We start from the raw sequence: 13,862 nt of genomic DNA on the forward strand, positions 1-13,862 counted from the left end.
TTCGTGGGTGTCGATGCGGCTATGCGCCGACGTGGACTGTCGTCTTCGACGACTGCGAATCCACCGCGTGGCTCTTGAAGGAGCGCAGGCGGAGGCTGTTACCGACAACGAAGACGCTCGAGAACGCCATCGCCGCGCCGGCGAGCATGGGGTTGAGCAGGCCAAGTGCCGCCAGCGGAATCGCGGCAACGTTGTAGGCGAAGGCCCAAAACAGGTTTCCCTTGATGGTTCCGAGGGTGCGGCGAGAGAGCCGGATCGAGTCGGCCGCGCTGCGGAGATCGCCGCGCACCAGGGTGATGTCGGACGCCTCGATGGCGGCGTCCGTGCCCGTACCCATCGCAAGGCCAAGATCGGCCTGGGCGAGAGCTGCGGCATCGTTCACGCCGTCGCCCACCATCGCGACGACGCGACCTTCTGCCTGCAGCTTCCGAATAACGTCTGCCTTGTCACTCGGCAGCACCTCGGCAACGACGCGCTCGATGCCCACCTCTGCGGCGATCTGGCGAGCCACCGTCTCATTGTCGCCGGTGAGCAGGATCGGCGTGAGGCCGAGTGCGTGGAACTGGCGGATCGCCTCGGCGCTCGTCGGCTTCACCCGGTCGGCGACAGTGATGAGGCCCCGGATCTCGCCGTCCCACGCCACGAGTACGGCGGTGCGGCCCTGCTGCTCGGCGGCGTCCTTCGCTGCCTGCAGCTCGGGATCGGCCGCAACCGACCAGTCGTCGAGCAGCGATTGGCGTCCGACGAGGACGGCGTGTCCGTCCACGATACCCGTGACCCCCTTGCCCTCGACGTTGCGGAAGTCTTCGATGGCGGGGAGGACGATGTCGAGGGCCTCGGTGGCGCCCTTGGCGATGGCCTGCGCGATCGGGTGCTCCGAGGCGTCCTCGATCGCGCCTGCCAGGCGCAGCAGGTCCTCGCGCGACGTCCCCACGGCGGGGATCGCGTCGATCAGCGTCATCTTGCCGGTCGTGACGGTGCCGGTCTTGTCGAGCACGATGGTGTCGACCTTACGGGTCGATTCCAGGACCTCGGGCCCCTTGATAAGGATGCCGAGCTGCGCGCCGCGACCGGTGCCGACCAAGAGGGCGGTCGGGGTCGCGAGGCCGAGGGCGCAGGGGCACGCGATGATGAGAACTGCGACTGCCGCCGTGAATGCCGAGGCGACGGGGAACCCGGCGCCGAGCCAGGCGCCGAGGGTGACAACGGCGATGGCGATCGCGATCGGGACAAAGATTCCTGACACTCGGTCAGCGAGGCGCTGCACGTCGGCCTTGCCTGATTGCGCGTCCTCGACCAGCTGTGCCATCTGGGCGAGCTGCGTGTCGGTGCCGACTCGGGTGGCGCGCACCACGATGCGGCCGCTCGCGTTGACGGTGGCGCCGGTGACGGCGTCGCCCGGTCCAGCCTCGACGGGAACCGACTCGCCGGTGAGCATAGAGGCGTCAATCGCTGACATACCCGAGACGATGACGCCGTCCGTCGCGATCTTCTCCCCAGGTCGGACGATGAACTCGTCGCCCACGGCAAGCTGCTCGATCGGGATCCGCACCTCGCTGCCGTCTTGCATCACCGCGACATCTTTCGCGCCGAGCTCGAGGAGGGCGCGCAGTGCCGCCCCGGCCTGACGCTTGGAGCGCTTTTCGAAGTAGCGGCCGGCGAGGATGAACATGGTGACGCCGGCGGCGACCTCGAGGTAGATGTTGCCGGCCCCGTCCGTGGGGCTGATCGAGAGCTCGAATGCGTGTGTCATGCCGGGTTCGCCCGCAGTGCCGAGGAAGAGCGCGTAGAGCGACCACAGGAACGCGGCGCCCGTGCCGACGGACACCAGTGTGTCCATCGTCGCGGTGCCGTGCTTGAGATTCGTCCAGGCAGCACGGTGGAACGGCCATGCGGCCCAGACGATGACGGGTGCCGCAAGAGTGAGTGAGGCCCACTGCCAATAGTCGAACTGCAGCGCAGGGATCATCGCCATCAAGATGACGGGTACCGACAGCACGATTGACCCGATCAGGCGCTGGCGCAGTGCGATCAGCTCGGTGTCTGGAGCCTCGCCCTCATCGGTAGCGATCGCGTCGCCTGCTGCGGACGCCTTCGGCTGGGGCAGGGCGGCCGAATAGCCGGTCTTCTCGACTTCCGCGATGAGCAAGTTCGGATCGAACCCCTCCGGAGCGACAATTTTCGCCTTCTCCGTTGCGTAGTTGACGGAGGCCTCGACGCCGTCGAGCTTGTTGAGCTTTTTCTCGATGCGCAGCGCACATGACGCGCAGGTCATGCCGCCGATCTCAAGGTCATAGCTGTGGGTCGGGGTATCGGGTGTCTGAGTCGTCGACATCAGTGGTGTCCTTGTCGCTGAAGAGTGCAGGGGTAAGTGACCGGGAGTTGCTAATGACCCTCGTCGTGAGCTTCCTCTTCGACTGGTTCGCTCGCACCCGCGGCCGCTGGGGCGGCGTCAACGATGAACGGAGCCGAATACACCTTTCCGTCGACCTGGAAGTCGAAGTACAGGAAGTACCGGCCGGCAGTGGGAGCTTCGCTCGCGAAGACGACCTCGGGGCCGGAATTCTCACCCGGGGTGGGCTCTGCGCCCTCGGGGTGCACGTGCAGATAGGCAAGGTCTCCCTCGCGGAGGGCGACCAAGTGGCCGAACGCGCCGAGGTAGGGCTCCATCGTGGTGACGGGCTTTCCGTCGCGCGAAACGGAGAGCGTCAGCGTGGAGGCAGACCCCACGAGGAGGTCGCCCTCGAGGCTGACGTCGAAGCCCGAAACCTTGGCCTCGCGTGAGGTGTCGTGGGAGTCTGCTGGGGCGAACTCGCCAGCCACCTCTACCGTGCGGGTCAGGGTGACGGGGTTCTCCGAGCCGGCGGGAACGAAGTCGGCGAAGACGCGGTAACTGCCGGCGGCGTCCCAGCTCCACGGCAGCGACCAGGTGCCAGCCGTGTCAAGCGTCGGGTGGACGTGCCGGAATTCCGCCCCGTCTGAGCGGACCACGATGAGGTGCAGTTCTTTCTCGTGTTCTTCGACGTACTCGAGCACCGGCTCGCCGCTCGCGTCCGTGACTGAGAAGCTGAGCTTTCCATCCTCGCCGATCGCGTGGGGCGCGGCGACGGGGCTGAGCTGCAGCCCATTTGAGGCGAGCGTCACCCCCCGGGTGGACTCGGTGGTCGCAGTCACTGCGGTAGCGGTCTCGCCGTGTTCGGTGGCCGTCCCGTGTGCGGCCTCGGTGGCCGCCGCGCGATCGGCAACGGCCGCCTCGGGTGTCAACGCGCCTGACAGGGCAAAAGCGGCGCCGAAGGCGGCGACCAGGCCGATCCCATAGAGGCTGAGTCGCAGGGGAGTGTTCACGGGGTGGATCCTCAATCTGGTGCCGCGGGGCGCTTGGGTGGGGTTCCCAGGCGCCTCGCTCGGCGGGTGGGCAATTAGCGTGTAGCGGCCTCGTAGCCGGCCTCTTCGACGGCCGCGAACACTGCCGCGGTATCGACGGGATCGCCGGTCGTGGTGACCGAGAGGTGGCCGGTGGCGGCGCTGACCTCGATGTTCGAGACGCCGGGGATCTGGCTCACTTCGCTGCGAATTGATCCTTCGCAGTGGCCGCACGTCATACCCGTGACCTGGAATTCAGTGGTTGCCATGATGGTTCCTCCTGCGTGTGGGCCGATATTTCGGCGATGGTTTATACCCCAGTGGGGTATTGCTACAGTCACTATATACCCATGGGGGGTATCCCTGGCAAGAGTGACTGCCAGCCAATATGCAGAAGGAGCAAAATGTCAGATTCAGCAACTGGGGTGCTCATCGTGGGCGGCGGCGCCGCCGGGCACGCGTGTGCGGCGAAGCTGCGCACGCAGGGATTCGACGGACCCGTGCGCGTGCTGGACGCCGAGCCGGATCGACCGATCAACCGCACTCTGGTCGACACCGGCGTGCTCCCGGGATTACTGACCCCCGAGCAGATTCAGTTGCATCCTGTGGCCGGGGTCGACCTCATCGCCGGTCGCGCGGTCGGCCTCAACATGGCTCGGCGCAACGTGACGCTCGCCGACGGCCGCGAGCTTCGCGCCGACGCACTCGTGCTGGCGAGTGGAAGCGTGCCGCGCGGCCTCGGCCCGGCGACAACGGTCGCTCGCGGCAGCCGGGTCTACCAGCTCCACACCGCGGCTGACGCACTGGCCCTGCGTGCAGCGCTTCCCGACCCTGCACGGACGCGCATCGCGATCCTCGGCTCGGGGTTCATCGGTGCCGAGGTCGCCAGCCACTTCAGTGCGGCCGGCTCCCAAGTCCTGCTGCTCGGACGTTCCGCCCAGCCGCTTCGGGCCGCGGTCGGCAGGCGTATTGCGGAGCAACTTGCAGAGCTGCACCGCGATCGGGTCGACGCACGCTTTGGCAGTGACCTTGTCGCGGTTGAACCCGGGCGCGGTGCGCGGGCCGTGACGCTGACGCTGGGTGACGGGACTCGAGAGGATGTCGATGCGCTTGTCGTCGCGCAGGGAACCGTGCCGGCCACAGACTGGGCCCAAGTGGCAGGCGGGATTCGGGTGGACCTGGCGTTGCGCGTCGTAGGCGCCACCTCGGTCTACGCCGCGGGGAGCGCCGCGGTGCTGTCGATCGATGGGTCGCCGATGCGCATCGACCACTGGGACGACGCCGCAGCGCAGGGCGCGCACGCCGCGCGCACCATCCTGCATGATCTGCAGGGAGCGGAAGATCCGGGCGCCTATCTGCCTCGGTCGGGGTTCACGCTGCAGGTGTATGGCACGGTCATCGCGGCGCGAGGGATCCGGCCGGCTCAGGGGAGTGAGCGGGACGCCGCCGCTGCGCTCGAGCTCGAACCCTCGTTCCGGCCAGAAGGGCTGCTCACTGAACACCTGCACCGCGACGGCTCGCGTGCCGGGGTTGCGGGGTACAACGCCGGGGCGGCGCTTGTCCGTCTCGCGGCAGGAATCGGGAGCGGGGCCTAATGTCGGTCAGTGCCGAATCGTGAGATACGTTCGATCCATGTCTGTTCTCCCGCTGCGCATCGGCTTCGTCGTGCTGCACACCTCGCCGCTCGATGAGCCTGGGACGAAGGACGCCGGCGGGATGAACGTCGTCGTGCTGGCGCAGGCCCGTGAGCTCGCGCGTAGGGGCCACCAAGTTGAGCTCATCACCCGGCGCAGCGCAGCGGAGCAGCCCGCCTCGCTCCAGCTCGCCGAGGGGCTGCGGCTGCATCACCTCGACGCCGGGCCCCAGCGTCTGCTCGACAAGGGTGCGCACGAGACTCTGATGCCCGCATTCACGGCGGCGCTCGCCGCGCTCCTGGGGCGGCTCCCCCTCGACCTGCTCCACGCCGAGCACTGGTTCTCGGGCATCGCGGCGCTGCCCGTCGCCCGTCGCCTCGGGATCCCGCTCGCGCAGAGCTTCCACAGCATCGCCGCCGGGTCGGACACGCCACTCGCGTCGGGTGAGCGGGCCGAGTCGCCGGGCCGCCTGGTGGGTGAGCAGACGCTGGCGCGCGACGCCGACCTCGTCATCGCGGTGAGCGAGGCCGAGGCGGCGACGGTGCGCGCGCGCCTGGGCGGCGAGCGAGTGGCCGTCGTGCCCCTCGGCGTCAACGCTGCCGACTTCTACCCCCTCGGCGCGGGCGAGCGCGCCGCCCACCTGCAGCGCCGGCGCGCCGGCGAACCCGCTGAGGTCTTAGTCGCCGGCCGCCTGCACCCGCTGAAGGGCTTCGACCTCGCGATCGACGCCGTCGCGGCGATTTCGTCACGCGAGCGACCGGTGCTGCGGATCGTCGGCGCACCCCCGCCCGACGACGACGGGTACACCGCGCGCCTCCACGCCGCGGCCGAGCGCCTGAACGGCGCGGTCCGCTTCGACGGGGCCCTGCATCGCGACGAGCTGGCCGACCGGCTGCGGCACGCCGACCTGGTGCTCGTGCCCTCGCACTCAGAAACGTTCGGGCTGATCGCCCTCGAGGCCGCCGCGTCAGGGGTCCCGGTCATTGCCGCCGCCGACGCCGGGGGCCTGCGCGAAGCCGTCCTCGACGGCGAAACGGGACTGCTCATTGATGGGCGCGATCCGGCGACCTGGGCGGCAGCGATCCGCGAGGTGCTGAGTGACGAGGCGGGCTGGATCCGCATGGGCGAGTCCGCGCGAGCGTTCGCCGAGCGGCGGAGCTGGTCCGCCTCGACGGACCGCCTGCTCGTGGCGTATGCCGGGATCCTGCCCCGCCGTTAGCGGGCGAGCCGCGCCTCCATCTGCGCCGCGAGCTGCAACAGCCGGATCTCGCCGCCGCGGGGTGCGATGAGCTGCACGCCCATCGAGAGCGGGCGGGCGGCCTGGGGGTTCGTTGCCGGGACCTCGATGGTCGGTACCGCGATGGCGGGCAATCCCGACACGTTCACCATCGACGTGAAGGGGGTGAAGAGGCACTGCTGGCGGTAGTCCTCGTCGGGGGTGAGCGCGAGGTTTGACCCGATGCGAGGCGGCAGGAACGCGAGGCCGGGCGTGAGGACGACGTCGTACTTCCCCCACTGAGCGTCGGCGTCGGCGGCAAATTGCTGCAGGATCGCGCCGGCTTCTCGGATGCGCCCGGGGTCGCGCGCGATCGAGCGTACGCGGAAGGACCGCGCCAGCGCGCCCAAGCGCTCCTCTGCCCCGGCGTCGAAATCGAGCAGCGCGAGCGCCGAAGTCCACGCGGTCGTGAAGGCGTCGGTGTAGCGGGGGTCGTAGCTGAAGGGGGCCTCCTCGACCCGGTGCCCGGAAGCGCTCAGCGCGGCGATCCCCGACTCGAGGGCCGACAGCGTCTCGGGGCTGAGGGCAACATCCATCGCCGACTCGAACGGTGAGCGTAGGCTCACGCCGATGCGCAAGGGCCCGAGGTCTTCAGCCCGCACGACGGCCTCGAGCGCGGGTTCGCTCGTCGTGCCGGAGACCCGGGTCATGGCGTCGTAGAGCAGCGCCGCGTCCGCCGCCGAATGCGCGAGCGGGCCCGAGGTGACCAGGCGCGGGGCCCCAAACGGGTCGGTGTCGCCGAGGAGCGTGTCCGCGCGCACGGCGCCGAACCCGGGCTTGAGGCCGATGAGCCCGCAGGCGAGGGCCGGGATGCGCACGGATCCGCCCCCGTCGCTGCCCGGGGACAGGGGCAGCATGCCGGCGGCGACCGCGGCGGCCGCGCCGCCTGAGGAACCGCCGGGGGTGCGTTCGGGGTCAAGTGGGTTGCGCGCGGGCGGTGCGACGTCGTTCTCGGAGTAGGAGGAGAGGCCGAGCTCGGGGACCTGGGTCTTGCCGAGTGAGATCGCGCCGCTGGCGCGCAGTTGTTGGGCGATGGCGGAGTCGGTGTCTGCCACGCGGTGCGGCAGCGCGCGCGAACCGTGTGTCGTCGGGGCGCCGGCGACATCGACGATGTCCTTATGCGCAATCGGCATGCCGAGTAGCGACGGAAGGCCGTGGCGATCGCCGGCGGGGGTGGCGGCAACGTGGCGGTCGGCGGCATCGGCCTCGGCAAGTGCGGAGTCGGTGTTTACGCTGACGAAAGCGCCGATTCTCGGGTTTTCGGCCTCGATGCGGCCGAGAAAGTGCTCGGTGACCTCTCTGGCGGTGAGGCTGCCGGTGCGGAGCGCGTCGCGCAACTCGACGGCGCTGGTTGGTAATTCGAGCACGCGATCCCCATTCACTCTGTCTCGTGCCAGCCTAACGAGCGGCGAATTCCTCGGCGATGATCGGGGCCGCGTGTTGTTGCGAACGATTCTCATTACCCCTAGACTGAGAGTCGTTCTCAACTAGGAAGCACTCATGCGCACTGCATCACACCGATTCACCCTCAGCGCGGCCGTCGCGGCGCTCGCCGCCGGCTCGCTCGCCCTCGCGGGATGTGCCGTGACCCCCGACGACGGGGATGGCGGGCATCTGCGCGTCGTCACGACCACGACGCAGCTCACCGACTTTGCGCGCATCGTCGGCGGGGACGACGTGACGATCAGCGGACTCATGGCGCCCGGCAGCTCAGCGCACCACTTCGACCCGAGCCCGGCCGAACTGCTCGAGCTCTCCCGCGCCGATGTCTTGATCGTGAACGGGCAAGGCCTCGACACCTACATCGATGGCGCCATCGAGGCCTCTGGGTTCGCCGGTGAGATCATCGACGCGAGCAGCGGGGTCGACCTTGTGGCCGCTCGCGCCGCGACCGAGCGCGCCGCGCACGAGGCGGAAGATGCGACTGAGCACGCCGAGCACGCGCACGAGGATGAGCATGCCGACGAGCACGCCGCGGAGGAAACCGCGGAGGAGGGGCACGACGGCCACGACCACGGCGAGAGCGACGTCAACCCGCACCTCTGGACCGCCCCGATGATGGCGGCTGGCATGGTCGACGCGGTCGCCGACGGTCTTGCGGCCGCCGATCCCGAGCACGCGACAGGCTTCCAAGATCGCGCCGAGGCATACCAGCAGCTGCTCGCCGATCTCGACGACTGGGCCGCCGCCCAGTTCGCGCGGGTACCCCCGAGCGAGCGGATCCTGGTCAGCGGGCACGACTCGCTCCGCTACTTCCTCGACGCGTACGAGATCGCGTTTGCCGGGTCGATCCTGCCGAGTTTCGAGGACAACGCGGAGCCGAGCGTCGCCGAGATCGACGCCCTCGTCGCGAAGATTCAGGAACAGGGCGTTCGGGCGATCTTCGTCGAGTCCACGATGAACCCGAAGCTCGCCCGCACGATCGCTCGCGAGTCGGGGGCCACCGTGATCGACAGCGACACGCTCGCGGTGGACGCCCTGGGTGTGCCCGGCAGCGACACCGACACGTATCTCGCGGCGACCGAGCACAACGTTCGTGTCATCCTGGAGGCTTGGGGCTTCACGCCGGACCCCCTGCCCGAATCCCTCCAGGAGGCCCTGCAATGAACACCGACCAGGCCGCTGCACCGGGCACCCCGGTGATTGAGCTCCTCGGCGCCTCCTTCGGGTATCGCGGGGTCACCACGCTTGCGGACATCACGGCGACGATCGAGGCAGGATCGGCCGTCGCGCTGATCGGGCCGAACGGGGCGGGGAAGTCGACCCTGCTGCGGGGCCTCCTGGGGCTCGCCGAGCTCACCGGCGGAAGCCTCCGCGTGCTCGGCGGATCTCCCCGGGCGGCGCTCGCGCGCGTCGGGTCGCTGCCGCAGGCCGACCGCCGCGACAACGAGCTGCCAATCACGGTGCGCCAGGCCGTCACGATGGGGCTCTACCGTGCGCTCGGCCCGGTGCGCCCGGTCGGTCGCGACGGCCGCCGCCGCGTTGACGCCGCCCTCGAGCGCGTCGGCCTCGCCCACCTCGCCCGCCGCCGCTTCGGCGAGCTCTCAGGTGGGCAGCAGCAGCGCGTGATCCTTGCCCGCGCGCTCGTCGTCGACCCGCAGATCCTGCTGCTCGACGAGCCCTTCAACGGACTGGATCGCGCCAACCGCGACATGCTGCTCGCCACCATTCGCGAGCTCCGCGCCGAGGGGCGCACCATTCTCGTGTCGACGCACGACCTCGAGATCGCCCGAGAGACCTGCAGTCACGTACTCCTCCTCGACGGCCACCACGGCGACCCCGGGGCCCGGCCGACCGGATGCCTCGTCGCATACGGGCCGATCGACGAGGCGCTGACGCTCGACGCCGTCGAGCGCGCCTTCGCCGGCTCGACCGTCGAACTGGACCACCACACGGTCACCACCACGCGCGAAACCGAACGGCCGGACGAGCCCACCTCGCCCTGGAGCGCCGCGTAGTGACCCCGGGAATCTTCGAGCTGCAGGCCGCGTTCGGGCCGCTCGACGTCTTCGCGCTGCCGTTCATGTCCCGGGCGCTCATCACCGTCGCCGTGCTCGCGGTCGCGGCGGGCGTCGTTGGCCTGTTCATCAGCCTCCGCGATCTCGAGTTCATGAGTGACGGTCTGATCCACGCGGTCTTCCCCGGCCTCGTCATCGGTTCGATCGTCGGCGGGACCGCCGCCCTCCTCCCCGGCGCCCTGATCGCGGCGCTCGCCGCCGTCGTGCTGCTCACAGTGCTGGAGCGACGGGGCGTGGGCTCGGACGCCGCGATCGCCGTCGTGCTCACGAGCCTCTTCAGCATCGGCATCGTCCTCGTCTCGCGTCAGCAGAACTACGTCAGCCAACTGGAGGAACTCCTCTTCGGCCGCCTGCTCACCGTGACGCAGGAACAGCTCGTCCAGGTCGTCGTGGTGGCCATCGTCGCCGTCGCCGTGATCGCGTTCACCTGGCGTGCCCAGCTGCTGCGCGCCTTCGACCCCGCGGGCTTCGCTGCGGCGGGATTTCGCACCACCCCCACCGATCTCGCGCTCGGCGCCGCCGTCGCGCTGCTCGTCGTCGCGGGCGTGCAGGCGCTCGGCACGCTCATGGTCCTCGCGATCCTGACCGTGCCCATGGCGACCGCGCGCCTGCTCACGCGCCGCCTCGCCTGGCTCATCCCCATCGCGATCCTCGTGCCCTTCGCCGCGGGGGTCATTGGGCTCTGGGTGTCGTTTTCCAGCTCGGTCGGCGCTGGGGTGGCGGTCTCGCCCGGCGCGGTAGTCGTGCTCGTGCTCGTCGGGGCTTACGCCCTCGCGGTCGGCTTCCGGCTGCTGGCACCTCGGCTGCTGCGGGCGCGGTTGCGCAGGATCCGGCCCGAGGGCACGGAGGTCGCCGCGTGAGCTACCTCGCCCTTGCCGCCCTCGAACTCACGCTGCTCGGCCTGCTCGCGGGCCTCGCCGGCACGCTCATCGTGCTGCGACGACGCTCGTTCTTCGCGGTCGCGCTCAGCCACGCCACCTTCCCCGGCGGCGTGCTGTTCGCGATCCTGGGGTGGAGCGTGCTCGCGGGCCAGGCCGCCTTCGCGGTCGTACTGGTCCTCCTCATGACCCTGCTCACCCGGGTGCCCGGGCAGGGACGCCAGGTCGTGAGCGGGGTCGTACTCTCGTTTGGCTTCGCGCTCGGGGCGTTGCTTGCGAGCCTGGCCCCCTCGATCGCGCTGCCGGGTGGAGCCGACGTCGTGGGGGTCGACGCCCTGCTGATCGGCTCGCCACTGGGAGTGAGCGTGTCCGACGTCGTTACGACCGCGGCGGTGCTCGTCGCCTCGCTGCTGCTGCTTGCGATCTTCGGCCGGCGCCTCCTGTTCCACACGTTTGACCCGGCGGGCTTTCGCGCCGCGGGCTACCGGTCCTGGCCGATGGAGCTCGTGGCCACCGCGATGATCGCAGCCGCAGTCGTCGCCGCCATGCCGGCGGTCGGCGCGATCCTGGGCGTCGCCGTCCTGATCGGGCCGGCCGCGGCCGCCCGGCTGGTCGCGCCGTCCATCGGCTGGATCCCCCCGATTGCCGCCGGCATCGGCGTGCTCGCGGGGCTGCTCGGGCTGTGGGGATCCGCCGCCTTCGGCGTTGCGGCCGGGGGCGCGGTGGGTGTCGCCGTCGCGTTGCTGTTTCTCGTCGCGCTCGGTGTGCACCGGGTGAGCGCTCGCGCGGGAGCGCGCCGGGTTCGATACCGTGGGGCACAGGCATAACCATCAACCAGGCCACAGGGAGGCACTCGTGAGCGGCGCTCGACGCAACACTTGGCAGCGCGAGGCGGTGCGGGCAGCTCTCGCCGAGGCGCGCGGGTTCGTCAGCGCGCAGGAGCTCCACCAGCGACTGCGCGAGCAGGGCTCCACGATCGGGCTCGCGACGGTCTATCGCGCGCTGTCGGGGCTGACCGAATCGGGCGAGGCGGACTCGGTGCAAGCGCCCGAGGGCGAGAACCTCTTCCGATCGTGCGCGATGGAGGGTCACCACCACCACCTCATCTGCCGAAGCTGCGGGGACACCCGCGAGCTGGCGGCCGAGGCCGTCGAGACGTGGTCGCGGCAGGTCGCCGCCGAGTACGGCTTTGCGGAGATCGAGCACGTCGTCGACCTGTTCGGGGTGTGCGAGTCCTGCCGAGCCGCGCGCGGGTGACGGAAACATAACAATCCCCGCGGCCGCCGCTGCCGCCCGTGAGGGGATCGCACCGAGTTCTGGCACGGGAACACGGGGAATTCCCTGGTTGTCAGCGCCACTGATCGCGAACACGCGAGTTATCCACACCCCTTGTGCCGACCACAGCAGGGGCCCAAGATACGGGCATGGGAGAAACGACGGCGGTCAGAGTGGTCCGCGATCGAGAAGATGCGCTCGTGACGATCACCGATGTGAATAAACACTTCGGCGAACTCCACGTGCTCAAGGACATCAATACGCAGGTCGGCCGCGGCGAGGTAGTGGTCGTGCTCGGGCCCTCGGGGTCGGGAAAGTCGACCCTCTGCCGCGCGATCAACCGGCTCGAGACGATTGACTCGGGAACGATCACGATCGACGGCGTCGCGCTTCCCGAAGAGGGCAAGGAACTCGCCAAGCTGCGCGCAGACGTCGGCATGGTGTTCCAGTCATTCAACCTCTTCGCGCACAAGACCATCCTCGAGAACGTGACGCTCGGCCCCATTAAGGTCCTCGGCCTCTCGAAGAAGGAGGCAGAGGAACGCGCGATGCGCCTGCTCGAGCGCGTCGGCATCGCCAATCAGGCAAAGAAATTGCCCTCTCAGCTGTCTGGCGGGCAGCAGCAGCGGGCCGCGATCGCTCGCTCGCTCGCGATGGAGCCCAAGCTCATCCTGCTCGACGAGCCAACCTCGGCGCTCGACCCCGAGATGATCAACGAGGTGCTCGACACCATGATCGGCCTGGCCAACGACGGCATGACGATGGTGGCGGTCACGCACGAGATGGGATTTGCCCGTCGCGCGGCCGACCGCATCGTCTTCATGGCGGATGGCCAGATCGTCGAGGAAGCGACTCCCGAGCAGTTCTTTGACAACCCACAGACCTCCCGCGCCAAGGACTTCCTCTCCAAGATTCTCGGCCACTAGTCGATGATCGCTCGCGGGACCCATAGGGCGGGCACAACCCCGCCCGCACACCAACGAAGGTAGGCACCCATGCGAATTACCAAGTACGCACTCGTGATTGCTGCGGTCGGAGCATTGGCGCTCTCGGCCTGCGCGTCCGGCTCTCCCGGGGGAGGCGGCGAAACAGCCGCTCCCGAGGTGGCTGCCGAGACGACCTTTGAGGCCGGCACCACGATGGCGAAGCTCAACGAGGCGGGCAAAATCACGATCGGCACGAAGTTTGATCAGCCGCTCTTCGGCCTGAAGGGCCCGAACGGGCCTGAGGGCTTTGACGTCGAGATCGGCAAGCTGATTGCCGGCAAGCTCGGCATTCCCGCGGACAAGATCGAGTGGAAAGAGGCCGTCTCGGCCAACCGCGAGCCGTTTATCGAGAACGGCGAGGTTGATCTCGTGATCGCGACCTACACGATCAACGACAAGCGCAAGGAAGTCGTCGACTTCGCCGGCCCGTACTACGTCGCTGGCCAGGACCTGCTGGTGCTCAGCGGTAACCCCGACGGCATCACGGGAATCGACGACGTCAAGGGTAAGAAGGTCTGTTCGGTCACCGGATCGACCTCGGAGCAGAACCTGAAGGACGCCGGCGTCGAGGTCCTCGCGACCGACACCTACTCGAACTGCCTCGAGCCGCTGCGCGCGGGTGAGGTCGTCGCGGTCTCCACGGACAACGTGATCCTCGCCGGTCTGGCCGACCAGAACGCCGGCCAGTTCGAGGTCATCGACAACCCCTTCACGGAAGAGCCGTACGGCATCGGCCTGAAGCTCGGCGATGAGGACTTCCGCACCTTCATCAACGACACCCTCGAGGAGTCGTTCGAAGACGGCGCCTGGGCGAAGGCCTGGGAGTCGACCGCGGGCAAGGTGCTCGCGACGCCGACCCCGCCGACGATCGACCGGTAATGACCCACTGGTGGCCGGGGCGAGACGCCCCGGCCACCACACCCCGACATGAG

General features: G+C 69.2%; 13 protein-coding genes. 9 read left to right on the forward strand and 4 right to left on the reverse strand.

Translation table 11 applies throughout. From position 1 onward, the window contains the following. Positions 1–19: 19 nt before the first annotated feature. From KOE53_RS06310 to KOE53_RS06320, 3 genes are all read right to left on the reverse strand, one after another. Positions 20–2,335 carry a heavy metal translocating P-type ATPase gene (locus tag KOE53_RS06310; protein WP_188057814.1) on the reverse strand — a complete coding sequence of 772 codons (2,316 nt, stop codon included), beginning with the start codon at positions 2,333–2,335 and terminating at the stop codon, positions 20–22. Between the two features lie 50 nt (positions 2,336–2,385). Then, on the reverse strand, positions 2,386–3,345 hold the full coding sequence (locus KOE53_RS06315; RefSeq protein ID WP_188057815.1) for a DUF8832 domain-containing protein: 960 nt from the start codon (positions 3,343–3,345) through the stop codon (positions 2,386–2,388). A gap of 74 nt (positions 3,346–3,419) precedes the next feature. Beyond that, positions 3,420–3,632, reverse strand: coding sequence for a heavy-metal-associated domain-containing protein (locus KOE53_RS06320; protein ID WP_188045123.1), 213 nt, complete (start codon positions 3,630–3,632; stop codon positions 3,420–3,422). A gap of 135 nt (positions 3,633–3,767) precedes the next feature. Here KOE53_RS06320 and KOE53_RS06325 point away from each other — a divergent pair, with 135 nt between their 5' ends. Next, on the forward strand, positions 3,768–4,958 hold the full coding sequence (locus KOE53_RS06325) for an FAD-dependent oxidoreductase (RefSeq protein WP_188057816.1): 1,191 nt from the start codon (positions 3,768–3,770) through the stop codon (positions 4,956–4,958). 37 nt (positions 4,959–4,995) lie between these two features. Beyond that, a complete protein-coding gene (locus KOE53_RS06330) occupies positions 4,996–6,216 on the forward strand; it encodes a glycosyltransferase (RefSeq protein ID WP_188057817.1) in 1,221 nt (406 codons plus the stop codon). On the opposite strand, the gene KOE53_RS06335 is transcribed toward KOE53_RS06330, so the two are convergent. Next, on the reverse strand, positions 6,213–7,640 hold the full coding sequence (locus KOE53_RS06335; protein ID WP_353055596.1) for an amidase: 1,428 nt from the start codon (positions 7,638–7,640) through the stop codon (positions 6,213–6,215). The genes KOE53_RS06330 and KOE53_RS06335 overlap by 4 nt on opposite strands. A 133-nt stretch (positions 7,641–7,773) precedes the next feature. On the opposite strand from KOE53_RS06335, the gene KOE53_RS06340 reads away from it, so the two are divergent. The 7 genes from KOE53_RS06340 to KOE53_RS06370 all read left to right on the forward strand — a co-directional run bounded on the left by KOE53_RS06340 (position 7,774) and on the right by KOE53_RS06370 (position 13,809). Further along, positions 7,774–8,880, forward strand: coding sequence for a metal ABC transporter substrate-binding protein (locus tag KOE53_RS06340; RefSeq protein ID WP_188057819.1), 1,107 nt, complete (start codon positions 7,774–7,776; stop codon positions 8,878–8,880). After that, a complete protein-coding gene (locus KOE53_RS06345) occupies positions 8,877–9,731 on the forward strand; it encodes a metal ABC transporter ATP-binding protein (RefSeq protein WP_188057820.1) in 855 nt (284 codons plus the stop codon). Before KOE53_RS06340 ends, KOE53_RS06345 begins: the two co-directional genes overlap by 4 nt. Next, complete coding sequence (locus tag KOE53_RS06350) at positions 9,731–10,651, forward strand: metal ABC transporter permease (protein ID WP_353055597.1); 921 nt, start codon at positions 9,731–9,733, stop codon at positions 10,649–10,651. Before KOE53_RS06345 ends, KOE53_RS06350 begins: the two co-directional genes overlap by 1 nt. Then, entirely contained in the window at positions 10,648–11,496 is an 849-nt protein-coding gene (locus tag KOE53_RS06355) for a metal ABC transporter permease (protein ID WP_188057821.1), read from the forward strand. The genes KOE53_RS06350 and KOE53_RS06355 overlap by 4 nt, the downstream gene beginning before the upstream one ends. A gap of 28 nt (positions 11,497–11,524) precedes the next feature. Further along, a complete protein-coding gene (locus KOE53_RS06360) occupies positions 11,525–11,926 on the forward strand; it encodes a Fur family transcriptional regulator (protein ID WP_188045130.1) in 402 nt (133 codons plus the stop codon). A gap of 167 nt (positions 11,927–12,093) precedes the next feature. Next, positions 12,094–12,870, forward strand: coding sequence for an amino acid ABC transporter ATP-binding protein (locus KOE53_RS06365; RefSeq protein WP_188057822.1), 777 nt, complete (start codon positions 12,094–12,096; stop codon positions 12,868–12,870). Between the two features lie 69 nt (positions 12,871–12,939). Beyond that, positions 12,940–13,809: a glutamate ABC transporter substrate-binding protein gene (locus KOE53_RS06370; RefSeq protein WP_188057823.1), complete on the forward strand. Its 870-nt coding sequence runs from the start codon at positions 12,940–12,942 to the stop codon at positions 13,807–13,809. Positions 13,810–13,862: the final 53 nt, after the last annotated feature.

Source organism: Leucobacter sp. CX87, from assembly GCF_018682295.1.
In the GTDB taxonomy this organism is placed as follows: Bacteria; Actinomycetota; Actinomycetes; order Actinomycetales; family Microbacteriaceae; genus Cx-87.

Excerpts from the sequence above, each read along its gene's own strand:
- KOE53_RS06365 (WP_188057822.1), top strand. The coding sequence starts at position 12,094 with ATGGGAGAAACGACGGCGGTCAGAGTGGTCCGCGATCGAGAAGATGCG.
- KOE53_RS06325 (WP_188057816.1), top strand. The coding sequence starts at position 3,768 with ATGTCAGATTCAGCAACTGGGGTGCTCATCGTGGGCGGCGGCGCCGCC.
- KOE53_RS06330 (WP_188057817.1), top strand. The coding sequence starts at position 4,996 with ATGTCTGTTCTCCCGCTGCGCATCGGCTTCGTCGTGCTGCACACCTCG.
- KOE53_RS06340 (WP_188057819.1), top strand. The coding sequence starts at position 7,774 with ATGCGCACTGCATCACACCGATTCACCCTCAGCGCGGCCGTCGCGGCG.
- KOE53_RS06320 (WP_188045123.1), bottom strand. The coding sequence starts at position 3,632 with ATGGCAACCACTGAATTCCAGGTCACGGGTATGACGTGCGGCCACTGC.
- KOE53_RS06310 (WP_188057814.1), bottom strand. The coding sequence starts at position 2,335 with ATGTCGACGACTCAGACACCCGATACCCCGACCCACAGCTATGACCTT.
- KOE53_RS06345 (WP_188057820.1), top strand. The coding sequence starts at position 8,877 with ATGAACACCGACCAGGCCGCTGCACCGGGCACCCCGGTGATTGAGCTC.
- KOE53_RS06370 (WP_188057823.1), top strand. The coding sequence starts at position 12,940 with ATGCGAATTACCAAGTACGCACTCGTGATTGCTGCGGTCGGAGCATTG.